Genomic DNA, 16,100 nt, shown 5'->3' with positions numbered 1-16,100 from the left:
GATGGACAATGTAGTTGAAATATTACTCATACTGGTCAGTACAATCTTTGTAACAAACTTCGTATTGGCGCGATTTCTCGGCATATGTCCATTCCTCGGTGTTTCCTCGAAGATTGAGACAAGCATAGGCATGGGAATGGCTGTGATTTTCGTAATGACGCTGGCAGCCCTTTGTTCATGGCTGATAGAAAAGTTTGTGCTGGTACCGTTTGATCTTGTGTTCCTTAGAACAATAGTGTTTATTCTTGTCATTGCGACACTGGTGCAATTCGTGGAGATGGTTATCCGTAAGACAAGCCCGGCACTATATAATTCACTGGGTATTTTTCTCCCATTAATTACGACAAATTGTGCAGTTCTGGGTGTAGCATTGCTTGTTGTTCAGAAGGATATGGACTTCTTTCCAATGCTTTTCTTTGCAGTAGGTGCTTCTATAGGGTTTACTGTTGCACTTTTGTTAATGGCTGGAATACGCGAACACACGGTTCATTCAAGAATTCCAAACGTGTTACAGGGTACGCCAATCTCACTTGTTACTGCAGGTCTGATGTCTCTTGCATTTCTGGGATTTGCGGGATTGGTGAAGTAGAAAGAAGTTGCCCTGATAACACGGAATAGTTTATAATATATGGTTAAAGGTTCAAATCGTTAACGCTATATCATGAAATCGGGAGAAGTTTAATATGTTAGAGGCTATCATTACAATGGGTGCAATGGGTGCACTGGCAAGTCTGGGGCTTGGGATTGCTGCAAGGAAATTTGCCGTTGAAATTGACCCTAAGGTAGCCGAGATTGATAGTTTTCTGCCTCATGCAAATTGCGGGGCATGCGGTTATCCCGGATGTATGGGCTTTGCAATGGCTGTTGCTGAAGGCAAGGCCCCTGTCAGCGGGTGTCCGCCAGGCGGTGCATCAATAGCAAAGAAGATCTCTGCCGTAATGGGTGTTGATGCCCCGGAGATGCCGGAGCGAATGCTTGCCCGGGTCTACTGCCTGGGCGGACAACAGGAGGCTGCAGAGAAATTTGAGTATCATGGCATACAGGATTGCAACGCCGCTGTCCTCATATCAGGCGGGTCAAAGAGCTGTGTTTACGGTTGTCTGGGTCTTGCAAGCTGTGTGAAGGCATGCCCCTTTGATGCAATGTATATGAGCAAGAACGGACTCCCGGTTATCATAGATGATAAATGCACAGGGTGCGGATTGTGTATTCCTCCATGTCCTAAGAATCTTCTTGAACTTGTTCCTGAAAATAAAGATGTGCATATCTTCTGCCGGTCGCTGGATAAAGGCGCTGATACAAAGAAGGTATGCAGCGTCGGATGTATCGCCTGCAACAAGTGCGATAAGGTATGTCCATATGATGCTATAACAATTGACAGCTTCCTCGCCCGCATAGATTATGACAAATGTACCGGATGCGGGCTGTGTGTCCCAGTGTGTCCGACGAATATTATATCTGACCTTATTCCTGTCAGAGAGGTTGCGTTTATTCATGAAGAATGCATAGGCTGTCTTATATGCAAGAAGGTATGTCCGGTTGATGCGATAACAGGTGAATCAAAACAGCTGCATTTGGTTGATCCGGTCAAATGTATAGGTTGTACAATATGTGCTGACAAATGCCCGCCAAGGGTTATAGAGATGCTCTCTTCTCAGCCAAAGGAAAATATACAGAAGGAGAGGGTAATAAGAGCTGCTTAATTAATACAGACGTATTATAAAAGTATAATCATACCAGTTCTCCTTGCTCTGTTTTTTTAAACAGGGCTATTTAACCCGGAAGGAGGTGAAAAAACATTGAACATATATGAGTCTATATTTATCCTGAAGTCCTCAGTCAGCGACGAGGATATCCAGAAGATAGCAGGCAAGATGGAAGGCATCGTAAAACAGGGCGCCGAGCTTCTTGCTACTGAAAACTGGGGGAAGAAAAAACTTGCCTATGAGGTAGCAAAGGAAAAGAGGGGGGTCTATATACTCCTTCGATTCCAGGGAAAGGGTGACATTAATGCCGAGCTTGAGAGGAACTACAGGATTGATGATAATGTTATAAAATTCCTTACTGTTAAATTAAATAAGAAGGAGATAGAGCAGTTAAAGAAGAAGGAGGCCGCAGCCTCTGCTGAAAAAACTGCCATAGAAAAAGAAGAAGGAAGCACTGTTTAATGCGGAACCAGGAATGCGGAATCGGGAATGAATTTCAATTCCGCATTCTGCACTCTGCACGTATGAATGGAGGGAAGTTCAATGAGCGGATTCAACAAGGTAATTCTCCTGGGGAATCTTACCAAGGACCCTGAGATCCGTTATACCCCTAATGGGACTGCTGTTGCAAACTTTTCACTTGCTGTGAACCGCCGTTTCAAGCAGGGAGGGGATATAAAGGATGAAGTATGTTATATAGACATTGTAGTATTTGGAAAACAGGCAGAGAGTTGCAGTCAGTATGTTAATAAGGGGGATTCGGTCCTTATTGACGGGAGATTGCAGCAAAGGCGTTGGGAGACAGAAGACGGTCAGAAGAGAAGCAGAATGGAAGTTGTGGCTCAGAGTGTTCAATTTATGCCAAAACGCCAGGGTTCTGTCCCTCATGATTATGTAACCGAAGAGGGGGGCGGGTCCGGTTCGGGCGGAGCATTTAATGATGTTGTAGATGATGAAACACCATTTTAATATGAAAAGGAGAAATAATGGCAGAACGTCGTGATCGAAGTGATCGTGGTGATCGGGAAGACAGGGAGTTTAAACCTTATTACAGACGCAAGGTCTGCAGGTTTTGCACTGATAAGGTCCCTGTGATAGACTATAAAGACTTACAAACGTTGCGGGGTTATATCTCTGACAGAGGGAAAATTATGCCGCGTCGGATATCCGGAGTGTGCGCAGCGCATCAGAGGGAGCTTAACACCGCTATAAAGCGTGCCCGAAATATTGCTCTAATACCTTTTACTGAGAGAGGTTAGTAAGAAGGAGATCAATACCCGTAGCGACTTCAGACTTCAGTATGATTAGCCGATGAAGACAGAAAGGCAATCACACTTCGCCCTGTTTCATCACGTTAGTCGTCTGAGGACTGAAGTCAATGTGGAATTATCTGATCTTAGGGGCGTCATTATTAATATCCTTCGCCTTTGCAGTTTCCGAATATTTACCTGATTCTCACTATATCACATCAAGTCGTCCAATGGAGTTACAGGAACAGAACTCTGTCAGAACGCTGCCGTATCCTGCTTCCCTAAGGGTTGAAAAGCCTGAGGTTAAGGGGATTCATGTTACAAGCTGGATAACAGGAGACAGGAGATACTTTCCTGATCTTATTAAACTAATTGACGATACTGAACTTAATACCATTGTCATTGACCTGAAAGAGACGGATGGTAGAATTGCTTACGACGCGGATGTCCCTCTTGCCAGGTCTTCAGGGTCAATACAGAAGAGGATAAGAAACTTGGATGGTGTAATAGTGGAGTGTAAGAGACACAATATATACAAAATTGCCCGTATTGTCCTCTTCAAGGATACCTACCTGGCAGAAAAACGGCCAGATTTAGCCATAAAAAACAAGGCTACGAATGGTCTGTGGAGGGATTACAAGGGTGATGCATTTACCAGCCCTTATTCTAAAGAAGTGTGGGATTATAACCTCAGCCTTGCAGAAGATGCGGCCCGCCGAGGTTTTGATGAGATACAATTTGACTACATAAGGTTTCCCAGCGATGGTCCACTGAAAGATATACTGTATCCTGAGGGACATGATGAGGATAAGGCTGTTTCGGTTATCTCGTCTTTTGTGGAGGAGGCGGGCAGGAGGCTCTCACCCTATAAAGTAAAGCTGTCCGTTGATGTATTCGGCCTTACCACTCTGAGGGATGATGTTGGTATAGGGCAGAATTTCAAGGAGTTGATAGACAGGGTTGATTATATATCACCAATGATATATCCGTCACATTACTGGAAGGGGTCCTATGGGTACCAGAACCCGAACAATGCTCCATACGATATAATTAAACTCTCTTTAAGGGATGCAATAAGGAAATCAGTAGACCAGTCACAGGACGAAGCAATGATACGGGATAAGATCAGGCCCTGGCTGCAGGATTTTTCTCTTGGCTATCCATCATACGGAGCTGAAGAGGTCAGGGCCCAGATCAGGGCTGCAAATGACCTCGGTATTAAAGAATGGCTTTTGTGGAATCCGTCGGTCCGATATACAAAGAACGCTCTTCTCTCTCAGACAAGGGGTTCATAAATGACTGAGGTAACCGTTGTAACAAATATTATTGAATCTCCCGCAGGGTAAGTCTTATCGTGACACTCCACACACCGCCTTCTTCCAGTTTGAATTTCCAGTTTGGGATTAGTACAGAACTCTGGTATTCTTTCTCAAAGCCACTTTCAGACTGGGAGACTGTCTCAACTGGAAATCTCCAGAGCGTGCAGGATTCAGAGAAGGAGAGTCCGATTTTGGTTGATATTAGTTTGTTTTCTATTCCGAAGGATGAAACATCCTTGATCTCGCCTCTGCTTGACTGACGTGCATCTTCGATATAACCGCCTTCAGTGTAATACCTGCAGATGTCCGTTCTTCCGTCAAGCATGGAAAAATTGAATTCAGGGCCGAACCATATTTCCAGAGGCCCACCTGATGCATGCTTTATCGAATAATTGATCTCAAGATCAGGACTTGCATCCTCCATTCTTATATTCTTTGTTATAGATATCTTCGCTCCATCTATAATCCCATCTCCCTCAAGAATGATATTTTTCCCATTCCTGACATCCTGTACTGAAGAGTTATAATGGGCATATGGAAATCTTCCAATATCCGTATGTCTGTTCTGCATTACAGACTCCAGTGAGGTATCCCTGCAGAATAAGTGATCTATCAACATACCCCTGCGGTAACTGTCATAATGCAGATGAAGATGGAGGTCAGCTTCTTTAAATCTTGATATATCGTGTATGGATGAAGGAGCGCCCTCACTGTGCCCATGATCATTCGATGAAAGTATTTTTTGGTGATAGACTTCAGGTCTTCTTGCAAGTGTATTGAGAATATTAAATGATGCAGGCCTGTAGTCAAATTCAGTAATCATCCCCCCTTTATGGGAGTCAACGACCAGGGAAATAGCCGGATTAGTTACTAATATCTCATCACTCCCATCGCAATCGAAATCATAAATTTCAGATTCTATCCAGTTGGTTTGTCCATGTCTTGAATCATCTGCGATACGTTCTGCCCTGATGAGATGCCTGTAAACTGCTGATCTTAGATGTCCCAGGTATAACCCGCCGAAGATTCCGTGCCAGTATGGGCAATTTACCTGACCTCGCCATAACTCCATGTATGCCTCGTAAATGTCAGGAGGAAGGCCATCCCCATTCCTTGCAACGCTCCTTCCGATATCGCCTGGGCTTAAAGGTTTACCACTGCCATTTGTGATTTCTGAAACCTTATTGCTGACCCTCAGCATCTTCTTATGCATGTTGTTGGATTCAGGGTACTTTTCAAGGAAATTACGCCAGAAGCCTCCGCGGATGAACGGTGCATAATAACCTTCTTTACCGTTGTTTCGTATCTCCTGAAGAACATTTAAAAAATGAACTCCGCTTTCACTCGGCAGCGCCCATTCCATCATTTCCCTGTAGGATGCAGTTGGTATGTATACCCGTCCGCTGGGCCGGATCTTTTTTAAAGCCTCACCTACAGTCGTGAGGTTTATCCATGAAGATTCCCTGCTTAGGGCTTCAAAAAAACGTTCAAGCCACCTCTCATTATATACCCAGTTATATGTGTCCGGCCACAGACCGAATTTCTCTCCATCGTCACCATATACAAGAATACGATCACCCTCTTCAGTTGCAACACTTTTAAGATAATCTACAGTTTCATCTACTTCTCTGAAAGGGATTGAATACCGCAGCTTCTCACTGGATGGAAACAGGAAAACCACCTTGCCTTCGTCCTCTGTTGAATAATAGCCATGGAGCTCGCTTTCAGAAAGTCCGGCATAACGGAAATGGATATCGTCTATAATCAGATACTTAATGCCGGAATCATGCAGCAGGCTCGGCAGATGAGGCTCCCATATCCTTTCTGTAAGCCACAATCCTTCAGCCTCAGAGTGGAATTTGTTTTTTATATATTCCGTCAGCATGCTGATCTGACCAACAGCGTCGCGACGGGGTATTACGCATAATATTGGTTCATAGAATCCTCCGGTCATAATCTCTGCCTGACCGCCTGCTGCCAGGTCACCGATTCTCTTTACGAGCTCAGGCCGATTGGACTCTATCCATTCAAGCAGGCTTCCTGAGTAGTGCAGGGTAACCTTTATATTCGGATACTTTTCAAGGACATCTATGAATGGCTTATAACTTTTTTCATATGCCTCTTTAAACACGCTGTCAAAGTTGTCAACCGGCTGGTGAAAATGCAATGCCATAGCGAAATTAATTTTTCTCAAGTAATGACTCCCATAATATTTAATTTGATCTCTTCACACAGAACAGATCAAATTCATCTTTGTGGTTTTCGTATTCTATATCAATTGAGACGACTAATGCCGCAGGAGGGCCCTTACGGCACCACTTGATTAAGGTATCAACAGAATCTTTTTCTCCCTCAGCTACTAACTCTACGCGTCCGTCATGCAGGTTTCTTACATAACCGGTTATTCCTAAGGATTGTGCAACCTGTCTGGCTGAGTCTCTGTAGTTGACACCCTGTACGGTGCCATTTATGAATAGGTGCACCCTGCTCTTCATCAGCCGAAAAATGTCTTAGCAATATCGTAGATGTCCATATCTACAGTCTTTGCCCTCTGCACACCTTCTTCAAGGCTGACTGCCACTATCTGGTTCCCCCTCAGCGCCACCATCTTTCCAAAATCCTTTTTTTCTATAAGATCAACTGCAGCAATCCCATAACGCGTGGCCAGAATCCTGTCAAACGCAGTCGGGCTTCCACCGCGCTGTAGGTGTCCGAGGACTACATCCCTGCACTCAGCGCCTGTCTTTTTTTCAATTTCCGTACATAAAAACTTCCCTATACCGCCGAGCATAACATGTCCGAAGGCATCTTTCTTGGCATCCTTAGTGATTACTTCTTCTGATTTTTCCAGTAATGCCCCCTCCGCAGCAACGATAATACTGAATTTACGTCCGGATGCCTGCCTCCTCTTTATGCTATCACATACTTCATCAATAGTGAACGGATTCTCAGGAATAAGTATGTAGTCAGCTCCGCCGGCAAGTCCCCCGTATGTGGCAATCCATCCTGCATGTCTTCCCATTACCTCTACCACTAATACCCTGTGGTGTGATTCTGCCGTACTATGAAGATTGTCGAGGGCATTCATGACTATGTTTACAGCAGAGTCGAAACCGAATGTAAAATCAGTGGCTGAAAGGTCATTATCTATGGTCTTGGGCACACCTATGGTGTTGATGCCCATGCCATAGAGTTTATAGGCTACACCCAGGGTATCATCGCCGCCGATGGCAACCAGGGCATCCAGCCCTAATTTTTTCATGTTATCAATAACCTTCTGCGGAGCGCCTTCTTTGGCAAAGGGATTTGTCCTTGATGTCCCAAGTATTGTGCCGCCCAGATGGAGTATCCCTGAGACAGACTCCTTGTTAAGCTCCGTATAGTTAAGTTCAATCAGGCCCTTCCAACCGTCCCTGATTCCTATTACATGATGTCCCAGCTGAGATGTCTTTCTTACGACTGCCCTGATAACCGAGTTAAGCCCTGGACAATCACCTCCACCCGTGAGAATGCCTATGTTCATATAAATCCTCCTTTTTTGTGTTTGGGTACCTGGATTATCAATTTTTCATAGAGCCTGATATATTCCCTGGCAGGTTGTGTCCATGAATAATCCGCTTTCATTCCGGTTGTGACGAGTTTTTTCCATGTTGCCTTATCTTCATATACATACAGTGACAGCAGTACAGCCTTTAACAGATCATCAGGGCTGTAGTGGCTGAACAAAAAACCTGTAGCTTTATTATCTGCGACAGCCGAAGGGACAAAGTCAGTTATCGTATCTGAAAGGCCGCCTGTCTTATGCGCTACCGGTATAGTTCCGTATTTTAAACTATAGAGCTGACTGAGTCCGCATGGCTCATATTTTGAAGGTATAAGGAATAAATCTGAGCCGGCCTCTATCATGTGTGCTAATGTATTATCAAAAAAAAGATTAAGAGAGAGCTTGTCAGGATATTTCTTTTCATACTTCTTGAACAGATCCTGATATTTTGCCTTTCCTGTGCCCAGCATTACCATCTGGACATCAAGCTGCATTAATTCATCCATTATTTCTGCAAGGATGTCGTAACCCTTATGGTCGTCTAATCTCGATACCATACCTATCAATGGCTTGTCTTTAACCGGCAGACCGCACTTCTTCTGCAGTTCTTTCTTGCACTCTTTCTTGCGCCCGATTGTCTTGATGCTGTAATTTACAGATATGTGATTGTCTTGTGAAGGATCCCACTCATCATAATCAACGCCATTAATTATACCGTAGAGGTCCTTTCTCCGTTCCTGAAGCACCCCCTCGAGTCCGCAGCCATACTCTTCAGTTTGGATCTCCCTGCTGTATGAAGGACTAACTGTGGTTACAATATCGGAATAGATGATGCCTCCTTTAAGTAAATTTATCTGTCCAAAATATTCAAGGCCTTTGATATTGAAAAGTTTCCAGTCAAGACCTGTTATGGGGAGTTGTTCCCTTTTAAACAGGCCCTGATATCCGATGTTATGGATTGTAAAAAGGGTACCAATATCCATTGCCTTCATTACTGTCTTTAAATATACTGGTATTAACGCAGTCTGCCAGTCATTGCAGTGTATAATGTCAGGCTGACATCCCATATATCCCATAGAATGCAGCGCCATCATTGAGAAAAAGGAGAACCGCTCAAGGTTGTCATCATAGTCCTTGCCATTTTCCTGGTAGAGGTCTTTTCTGAGGAAGTATTTGCTGCTGCTTACGAAATAGACAGGTACCTTGCTGCCGGGTAGTTTCCCTTCATAAAGGCCTCCTGCTTCCTCCCGGGTTCCGATTCTTACAGGTATGTTGTCTATTACCTTCTTTAACTTATATGTTGAGTCGCTGATCCCTGCATATTTGGGTGTAATAATCCGGACATCACAGCCTGCAGAAGAAAGTGCCCTGGGCAGGCTTCCGGCAACATCTCCAAGTCCGCCTGTCTTTGAGAATGGGGTGACTTCAGGCGTGCAATATAGAATGGTCAGTTTTTTTTTCACTTGAAGAACTACCTCCAGGATGACTAAAAAAATGACAGGCCGGGAATTATGCTGTCCCCAGGTCTGCCTTCATCTTCAGCATATGCATAATATCACGCTGACTTATCATGCCGGCAATATGTCCGTTCTCAGTCACTACAAGCCTGCCGCTGTGTGTGTCAATCATCTTATCAAGGGCTTCAAGCGCTCCGCTCTCAGGTGAGATAGTAAAGGCGTTAATCTCCTTGTGCATTATATCCTGCACAATAGTATAAGGCCACTTTTCTTTTTCTACAAGCTTTATGTCATGAAAAGATATGATACCGGCTAAAACATCTCCGGAAACAACCGGAAAACTGTTATAACGATAACGGAAGAAGAAATCATTGACAATGTGGTCCAGGGTCACATCGTTATTAACTACTATAGCCGGCGAGACCATAATATCCCGGATCTTGACTGATGACAGTGTGCGGTTAAGGACTGTCTGTCTGTAGCCCTGATCTGCAGCCTGCTGCAGGAACATCCCTACGAATATCATCCACAGTCCGCTGATAAACACCCCCTGAAGGATATTCCATAGTCCTCCGACTATCAGCAGGAGAGCAAACCCCTTGCCAATCCGGCTCGTGATAAGTGTTGCTTTATTCAGATTGTTGGAACGTTTCCATATGAATGCCCTGAGCATCCTTCCGCCATCCAGAGGGAAGCCCGGTATAAGATTGAATACAGCAAGTATCATGTTGGTGTACGCAAGAAAATAAGAGATTGCCAGTACAGGTGATGTTGCCATGCCGCGTTTGAATACGAATACTATTGTCCAGAATATACCCGAGATAAACAGGCTTAAGGCAGGGCCTGCCGCAGCTATCTTCATCTCGCCTCCGGGTGAGCGGCTCTCTCCAACCATCTGGGCTATGCCGCCGAAGACAAACAGTGTTATGCTCTTAATCTTTATACCCTGTCTCTGCGCTACATAAGAATGAGACAGTTCGTGGAGAAGAATGGATGAAAAGAGTAGTATCGCCGCAATAAATGCCATAATCCACCTGACAGACGGCTCATAGTACGGACCAAGATAAGGGAAGTAGCTCACTGCCAGTGTGTATACCACAAGGGAGAAGACGATAAACCAGGTGTAGTTGATGTAAATGGGTATCCCCAGTACCCTGAAGATTTTGAATCCGGATGTAAACATCTACCGCTTTCCGTTCTTTAGTTTTCTAAGGGCATCCTTTACGAATTCCGCATCTTCGCTGCCTGGTGGAAGGCCATGAAGGGCGCTGTTCCAGTTGCTTTCCGCCTCATCATACTTTTTCAGGTGGGTGAGGGCAAGCCCTTTGTAGTAAAGTGCAGCCGGCAGTCCAGGGGAGAGCAATAGCGCTGCATCGAGATGACCTATGGCCTTTTCAAAGTTTTGCGGGGTTCCGGCGTCAGCGGTCTGGATCAGGAGATAGCCCAGACTATAGTGAGCCTCAACATTGGCAGGATCGAGTTCGATTACCTTGTTCCATGCCTTCCGTGCATCTTCAGGACGATCAATTGTCATGTAGGAACGGCCGGCCATTATCTGCCCCTGCAGATCATCCGGATTTTGTCTCAGTTTGCGCTCCAGTTGTGCTACCATCTCAAGAGGATTGGCCGCGCCATCCATAGAGGGATCCCCCTGATTTTCCATCATGGCTTCCTGATTTTGATTCTGAGTCTTGACATTCTGGTAATAGTAAATTCCGGAGGAGCCGCCTATCACAAGGGCGGTCAAGAGGAGGAAGCCCGCTATGTTCATAGTCCGGAAGCGGGGTGCCTGTTCTGTGGAGCCTGTACCTGTCTGATGCCTTGCAGATATTTTTGCTGCAGCAGCAGCGCTGTCAATCATATCAAGGATTCCAGCCAGACGGTGTTCATCAATGTCTTTAAGACGTTCATAGTCAGCCTGTGTGAGCTTGCCTCCCTGCCGGTCAGACTCGAGGTCTGTGAGAGATTCGAGGATATTCTGTTTTTCCGTTTCAAGGTCAATGGATTCCTCTCTGCCGGCAGTATCCATCCCTTGAGAGAGCGGACTTGAACCCTTACGGAAGAGCGGCCAGGCAATAAACAACACTGCGACTATTACTATTACCGCAGCTATGACGACGAACATATTAAGTCAACCTCCTCTAATAATACTATTCGAAAGATTTTAACTCCTCCTCGATTCGCTTCTTATGTTCATCATCAAGGGGAGGGAGATCTTCCATGCGTGTAGTTGGTGTCTGAGCGACCCAGCGGCGCACAACCAGGTAGAGGATTAATCCTCCAACAGCAAAGAGGACGAAAGGGCCAGCCCAAAGAAGCCAGTTCATCCCCGATTTTCTGGGCTCAAGCAGGATATAGTCTCCATACCGGCTCCGGAAGTAAGCCTGAATCTCTTCCTCGCTTTGTCCCTGTGCAAGGCGCTCACGGACTACCTCACGCATCTGCTTTGCCAGGTCGGCCTTGGAGTCCCAGATAGATTCATTCTGGCAAACCGTACACCTCAGTGTCTTTGACACATCCCGGGTCCTTGCATCGAGAGAGGTTTCATCCCGTATCTCTGCCGGAAGAATGCCTGCATGCGTAAAAAATAGTAGAAAGGATATGACCCATATAGCTTTTATCATAATCTTTAAAGCTCCTTACCCTCTAACAGTGGCCGGATGATTTTCTCCGTCACCTGAGAATAGACCGGTCCAATGATTGGTCCTACATATTTGAAACGTATGATCCCCTTGCTGTCTATAATAAACGTTTCAGGGACACCATAAACCCCATAATCAATCGCAATGGTACCCTTGATGTCCCTTATGTGAGGATATGAACTACCGAAGGAATTGAGAAAACCATTAGCGTCCCCGGGCTGATCCTGGTAATCTATCCCGAGCATTACAAAGTCAGGATAATTCCTGAATTCTCCGTTAATTGCCAGCAGGTTCTGATGCTCCAGCCGGCATTCCTGACACCAGGAGGCCCAGAAATTAAGAACAATAATCTTTCCTTTGTATGAGTCAAATGAAAGGATTTCTCCGCTCTGTACATTCGGACCTGAGAAGGATGGGGCCGCTGTTCCAACAAGGACAGTGGGGATGTTTCTTGGATCACGACCAAGTCCTGCGTAAAAGAGCCCGATTATTCCGATGAGCGCAACTATAGTTGCGACATGCCACCCTTTCATTACGATTCCCTCCTTTTTCTCTTGAAGAGAATCAGAACGACTCCAAGTCCCATTATTCCACCGCCATACCATATCCAGTGGATCAGGGGGTTCTGGAAGGCCATTACTGTGATCCATCCATCCTGCGTTATATCAGTCATGGACAGGTAGAGATCGCCCATGTGACGAGGATAAATAGCAGCCTCGGTGGTCGGCATTTGAGACCCGCCTGAATAACGCCTTTTTTGAGGCCGCATCTCTGCTATGAAGTTATTTCCCTCATAGACGTTGAAAAGGGCCTCCGCACCCTCCCAGTTGATCCCCTGAACATCCTGGAGTCCCTGAAACTTATAGGAGTAGTGTCCGAGTGAAAACTCATCTCCGGGTTTCAAAATAATCGTTTTTTCCAATTTGTATGCAGATGATCCTATTATCCCGAGTATCATCACCAGGACACCTATATGGGTTACCAGTCCACCGTAACGCCTCTGATTATGATACCATGCCTTCCAAATACCGGTCAGCAGACTGGTCCCGGAGTGGCTTGCCCAGTAGGAGCTGTTTTTATACAGGTCAGATATGATGGTTGCCGCGACAAAAAAGACGATGAAAGCTGCTGCCAGGGGATAAATCTGCCGGATGCCAATTATGGCGGAGATCACCGTACCAGCCAGGGCGGCTATCACTGGAACCAGGAAGTTCTTCCGGAGGTTTTCCATTGATGCCTTACGCCAGGCTATCATCGGGGCTATTCCCATAAGTATAAGGATAATCAGAACAATCGGCAGAAAAACCTTGTTGTAGTAAGGAGCGCCGACTGTCACCTTTGTCCCGTACAGTGTGTCAACGAGGAGGGGGTAAAGCGTCCCGAGGAAGACAGTGGCAGTTGCTATCAGAAAAAACAGGTTATTGAACAGATATGCTGACTCCCGCGAGATGACGGAGTCCATCTCGATTTTGACCTTAAGCTTATTAGAACGTATTATAAGAATGCCGAACGAAAGTATAAGCACTGTAGACATGAAGATCAGGATATAAACCCCCCGTCCCGGATCGTTTGCAAATGCATGGACAGATGAGAGAATGCCGCTTCGGACAAGAAAAGTCCCTAAGAGTGATAAAGAGAAGGTGACAATAATCAGAAAGAGGTTCCACACCTTGAACATCTTTCGTTTCTCCTGCACCATGACGGAGTGCAGAAATGCCGTCCCGACCAGCCATGGCATAAATGAGGCATTCTCCACAGGGTCCCAGGCCCAGTAGCCTCCCCATCCCAATTCATAATAGGCCCAGTAGCCTCCCATAATAATCCCGAATGTCAACATGATCCATGAAAATAGGGTCCAGCGATGGGTTGCACGTATCCATTCTTCTCCCAACCTGCCGGAAAGCAGGGCCGCCAGGGCAAATGAAAATGGTATGGAGAAACCGACGTAGCCGAGGTAAAGAAACGGGGGATGAAAAACCATGCCTGGGTCCTGAAGCAGGGGGTTTAAGTCCATCCCCTCGGCAAGGGCTGGAAAGACGCGTTCAAAAGGGCTCGACAAGAAGATGATTAGCGCCAGAAATCCGACTGTCAGAGATGACTCAATCGCCAGCAGGTAGGGCATGGTTTCCGGGTGAGACTTCCAGTGTATCCAGGCAGCCAGGGTTGCGAAGGCAGCCAGTATCCATGCCCAGAAAAGGAGAGATCCCTCATGTCCACCCCACAGTGCAGCTACAGTATAAAAGACCGGCAACCGGCTGTTAGAATTCATGACAACATATTTTACCGAGAAGTCACGTAACAGAAAGGAGTATATAAGTGAACCGCATCCTAATGAAATCAGGATAAAATTAGCGGTTACGGCCTGGCGTCCGGCCCGGATCCATGCCGGATTTCCTGTTTTAAGGCCGATCAATGGAGCGAGAATTCCGGCAATGGAGACCACGAGTGCAGCAATAACTGCGAAATAACCAATTTCTATTATCATACTTTATACTTCCATGGTGTCATAAATTGTCTATGGTTGCAACGATTTTATCATGTCCTTCTTTGGCATTTCCACGCCGGCCCGTTTCATCTCTATAGGCATGTAGTCTTCTGAATGCTTGGCCATGATCATGTTGGATTTAAAGACATTGCCGGAATCCCAGTAACCCTCAACCACGGCACCGGTCCCTTCTTTGAACAGATCAGGAGGTACCCCTTCAAATGTAACCGGTATCGTTTCAGCCCCGTCAGTCAACTCAAAGTTCATACGGAGCGTATTGGGGACAACCTTAAGACTTCCATTTACGACCATCCCGCCTACACGCACTTTTTTTCCGTAATAATCAGGGGAGAGGGAGCGGACTTCCGACGGGGTGTAAAAATAGATCAGATTTTCCCCGAAGTTCCCCAGAGCCAGATATCCTATAGCCCCGGCAATAATCAGAATGCTAATACCTATGCCGATTTTTTTACTCTTTGTCAAAGTCTATTGCCTCCGGTTCATAAAGTTTGGCTTCTTTTACCTCTGTATACAGTAGACGAAGTTTTCGCTCCATCAGGAAGAGGAAGAAGAGGGTCGGCAGGATACCTAACAAATAGGCGACTGTCACAAAGCCGTAATTTGGAATGAGTGAAACAGATTCCCCGTCGAACTCTGCTGTAACGGAATTTATATGTCCGGTAACTACTATGACTTTGAGATCCCTCAGCGTATCAGTGTCATGTCCCTCATACCTGACCGGCAATGTCTTATTTTCCCCCTGAAGAAGAAAATAAGCCCTGTTACTGTCATGTTCCCTTGTCAGGGTACCTCCCTGGATAATCCCCATTACCCTTGTTTTATCAGGTGTCGGGTTTTCCAATAGTTGATCAGGGGTCAGACTGGCCACATCCCTTTGATATCTTTGGAACCCCAGAAATGCGATCATGGATGTGACGAGGAGTAAAACCCCCCATCGAATGTAGAACGAAGACATTCCCCTGCTCATAGGTGCGCCTGGCTTAGAAGCCTTCCTTTCTTGGCTTCAAGGAGGTGTCCCAGATAGAGCATTCTGGTCCGGACCATGACCATATACGTAAAGAGCAGATAGAATCCGATAGTCATGACAATCAATGGTATTAAGATTTCCTGTGAGATGGCCAATCCCCTTTGAGAAACTGAGAGCGGCTGGTGAATGGTCCTCCACCACTCAACTGAGAAATAGACAATAGGGAGATCCACAAAACCTATAATGGCCACGATAGCGGCATATCTGGCCTCTTTCACATGATCATCCATAAACATACGAAGCATCAGATAGGCCATCAGGATCAGGAGAAGGACAAGGGCCGAGGTCAGCCGGGCGTCCCATGTCCACCAGGTATTCCATGCCGGTTTCCCCCATATGGAACCGGTTAACAGTTCCCCGATTGTGAAAAATGCCCCCACACCGGCAGCTGCATGGTTGAGATTGTCAACTACAGGGTCCTTCTTCCAAAGATACCAGAGGCTTCCTATGAAGAGGACAAGATAAGCAAGGAGTGAAGTCTGGGCAAAGGGGACATGAATATACATGATCCTTACGACTTCCCCCTGATAGTAATCCGGTGGGGATGTAACCAGAGCCATATACAATCCAACTATTAAGAAAATGCCTGCGGCAAGTCCAAACCAGCCCTCGAGACGCCGCATCCATTTTATCAATTTGTGCATAATAC

The 16,100-nt window shown here is 45.9% G+C and carries 18 protein-coding genes; 6 read left to right on the top strand and 12 right to left on the bottom strand.

Features of this window, described 5'->3' with window-relative positions:
- Position 1 precedes the first annotated feature (1 nt).
- The 6 genes from rsxA to IT392_05370 all read left to right on the top strand — a co-directional run bounded on the left by rsxA (position 2) and on the right by IT392_05370 (position 4,251).
- Positions 2-589, top strand: coding sequence for an electron transport complex subunit RsxA (rsxA, locus tag IT392_05395; protein MCC6543923.1), 588 nt, complete (start codon positions 2-4; stop codon positions 587-589).
- Positions 590-683: 94 nt separating this feature from the next.
- Entirely contained in the window at positions 684-1,703 is a 1,020-nt protein-coding gene (locus IT392_05390; GenBank protein ID MCC6543922.1) for an RnfABCDGE type electron transport complex subunit B, read from the top strand.
- A gap of 96 nt (positions 1,704-1,799) precedes the next feature.
- Positions 1,800-2,168 (top strand): 30S ribosomal protein S6, encoded by a 369-nt coding sequence (rpsF, locus tag IT392_05385; protein MCC6543921.1) that lies wholly within the window; start codon positions 1,800-1,802, stop codon positions 2,166-2,168.
- Between the two features lie 81 nt (positions 2,169-2,249).
- Positions 2,250-2,675, top strand: coding sequence for a single-stranded DNA-binding protein (locus IT392_05380; GenBank protein ID MCC6543920.1), 426 nt, complete (start codon positions 2,250-2,252; stop codon positions 2,673-2,675).
- 17 nt (positions 2,676-2,692) lie between these two features.
- Entirely contained in the window at positions 2,693-2,965 is a 273-nt protein-coding gene (locus IT392_05375; protein ID MCC6543919.1) for a 30S ribosomal protein S18, read from the top strand.
- A gap of 119 nt (positions 2,966-3,084) precedes the next feature.
- Positions 3,085-4,251: a putative glycoside hydrolase gene (locus IT392_05370; GenBank protein ID MCC6543918.1), complete on the top strand. Its 1,167-nt coding sequence runs from the start codon at positions 3,085-3,087 to the stop codon at positions 4,249-4,251.
- Positions 4,252-4,279: 28 nt separating this feature from the next.
- Here IT392_05370 and IT392_05365 read toward each other — a convergent pair whose 3' ends face one another.
- From IT392_05365 to ccsA, 12 genes are read right to left on the bottom strand one after another with little or no spacing between them, the layout of a single operon-like run.
- Complete coding sequence (locus tag IT392_05365; GenBank protein ID MCC6543917.1) at positions 4,280-6,469, bottom strand: DUF1926 domain-containing protein; 2,190 nt, start codon at positions 6,467-6,469, stop codon at positions 4,280-4,282.
- Between the two features lie 19 nt (positions 6,470-6,488).
- A complete protein-coding gene (locus IT392_05360) occupies positions 6,489-6,770 on the bottom strand; it encodes an acylphosphatase (protein MCC6543916.1) in 282 nt (93 codons plus the stop codon).
- Positions 6,770-7,798 carry a 6-phosphofructokinase gene (locus IT392_05355; GenBank protein MCC6543915.1) on the bottom strand — a complete coding sequence of 343 codons (1,029 nt, stop codon included), beginning with the start codon at positions 7,796-7,798 and terminating at the stop codon, positions 6,770-6,772. The genes IT392_05360 and IT392_05355 overlap by 1 nt, the downstream gene beginning before the upstream one ends.
- Complete coding sequence (gene glgA, locus IT392_05350; GenBank protein ID MCC6543914.1) at positions 7,795-9,282, bottom strand: glycogen synthase GlgA; 1,488 nt, start codon at positions 9,280-9,282, stop codon at positions 7,795-7,797. Before glgA ends, IT392_05355 begins: the two co-directional genes overlap by 4 nt.
- A 46-nt stretch (positions 9,283-9,328) precedes the next feature.
- Positions 9,329-10,459, bottom strand: a complete 1,131-nt coding sequence (locus IT392_05345) for a site-2 protease family protein (protein MCC6543913.1) — start codon at positions 10,457-10,459, stop codon at positions 9,329-9,331.
- A complete protein-coding gene (locus IT392_05340; GenBank protein MCC6543912.1) occupies positions 10,460-11,401 on the bottom strand; it encodes a tetratricopeptide repeat protein in 942 nt (313 codons plus the stop codon).
- A gap of 25 nt (positions 11,402-11,426) precedes the next feature.
- Positions 11,427-11,900 (bottom strand): cytochrome c-type biogenesis protein CcmH, encoded by a 474-nt coding sequence (locus tag IT392_05335; GenBank protein ID MCC6543911.1) that lies wholly within the window; start codon positions 11,898-11,900, stop codon positions 11,427-11,429.
- A gap of 5 nt (positions 11,901-11,905) precedes the next feature.
- On the bottom strand, positions 11,906-12,451 hold the full coding sequence (locus IT392_05330; GenBank protein ID MCC6543910.1) for a redoxin domain-containing protein: 546 nt from the start codon (positions 12,449-12,451) through the stop codon (positions 11,906-11,908).
- Positions 12,451-14,403 carry a heme lyase CcmF/NrfE family subunit gene (locus tag IT392_05325; GenBank protein ID MCC6543909.1) on the bottom strand — a complete coding sequence of 651 codons (1,953 nt, stop codon included), beginning with the start codon at positions 14,401-14,403 and terminating at the stop codon, positions 12,451-12,453. Before IT392_05325 ends, IT392_05330 begins: the two co-directional genes overlap by 1 nt.
- A gap of 30 nt (positions 14,404-14,433) precedes the next feature.
- A complete protein-coding gene (locus IT392_05320) occupies positions 14,434-14,886 on the bottom strand; it encodes a cytochrome c maturation protein CcmE (protein MCC6543908.1) in 453 nt (150 codons plus the stop codon).
- Positions 14,873-15,379 carry a cytochrome c maturation protein CcmE gene (locus tag IT392_05315; protein ID MCC6543907.1) on the bottom strand — a complete coding sequence of 169 codons (507 nt, stop codon included), beginning with the start codon at positions 15,377-15,379 and terminating at the stop codon, positions 14,873-14,875. The genes IT392_05320 and IT392_05315 overlap by 14 nt, the downstream gene beginning before the upstream one ends.
- Positions 15,380-15,387: 8 nt before the next feature.
- On the bottom strand, positions 15,388-16,095 hold the full coding sequence (gene ccsA, locus IT392_05310) for a cytochrome c biogenesis protein CcsA (protein MCC6543906.1): 708 nt from the start codon (positions 16,093-16,095) through the stop codon (positions 15,388-15,390).
- Between the last annotated feature and the right edge of the window lie 5 nt (positions 16,096-16,100).

This window comes from Nitrospirota bacterium (assembly GCA_020846775.1).
In the GTDB taxonomy this organism is placed as follows: domain Bacteria; phylum Nitrospirota; class 9FT-COMBO-42-15; order HDB-SIOI813; family HDB-SIOI813; genus RBG-16-43-11.
This window is presented reverse-complemented; position numbering and strand designations above follow the sequence as displayed.

What these genes read in the sequence shown, in the direction of transcription:
- IT392_05330 (MCC6543910.1), bottom strand. Translation starts at nt 12,451, where the DNA reads ATGAAAGGGTGGCATGTCGCAACTATAGTTGCGCTCATCGGAATAATC.
- IT392_05335 (MCC6543911.1), bottom strand. Translation starts at nt 11,900, where the DNA reads ATGATAAAAGCTATATGGGTCATATCCTTTCTACTATTTTTTACGCAT.
- IT392_05355 (MCC6543915.1), bottom strand. Translation starts at nt 7,798, where the DNA reads ATGAACATAGGCATTCTCACGGGTGGAGGTGATTGTCCAGGGCTTAAC.
- IT392_05375 (MCC6543919.1), top strand. Translation starts at nt 2,693, where the DNA reads ATGGCAGAACGTCGTGATCGAAGTGATCGTGGTGATCGGGAAGACAGG.
- IT392_05360 (MCC6543916.1), bottom strand. Translation starts at nt 6,770, where the DNA reads ATGAAGAGCAGGGTGCACCTATTCATAAATGGCACCGTACAGGGTGTC.
- IT392_05345 (MCC6543913.1), bottom strand. Translation starts at nt 10,459, where the DNA reads ATGTTTACATCCGGATTCAAAATCTTCAGGGTACTGGGGATACCCATT.
- ccsA (MCC6543906.1), bottom strand. Translation starts at nt 16,095, where the DNA reads ATGCACAAATTGATAAAATGGATGCGGCGTCTCGAGGGCTGGTTTGGA.
- IT392_05325 (MCC6543909.1), bottom strand. Translation starts at nt 14,403, where the DNA reads ATGATAATAGAAATTGGTTATTTCGCAGTTATTGCTGCACTCGTGGTC.
- rsxA (MCC6543923.1), top strand. Translation starts at nt 2, where the DNA reads ATGGACAATGTAGTTGAAATATTACTCATACTGGTCAGTACAATCTTT.
- IT392_05315 (MCC6543907.1), bottom strand. Translation starts at nt 15,379, where the DNA reads ATGTCTTCGTTCTACATTCGATGGGGGGTTTTACTCCTCGTCACATCC.
- IT392_05390 (MCC6543922.1), top strand. Translation starts at nt 684, where the DNA reads ATGTTAGAGGCTATCATTACAATGGGTGCAATGGGTGCACTGGCAAGT.
- IT392_05340 (MCC6543912.1), bottom strand. Translation starts at nt 11,401, where the DNA reads ATGTTCGTCGTCATAGCTGCGGTAATAGTAATAGTCGCAGTGTTGTTT.
- IT392_05370 (MCC6543918.1), top strand. Translation starts at nt 3,085, where the DNA reads ATGTGGAATTATCTGATCTTAGGGGCGTCATTATTAATATCCTTCGCC.
- IT392_05380 (MCC6543920.1), top strand. Translation starts at nt 2,250, where the DNA reads ATGAGCGGATTCAACAAGGTAATTCTCCTGGGGAATCTTACCAAGGAC.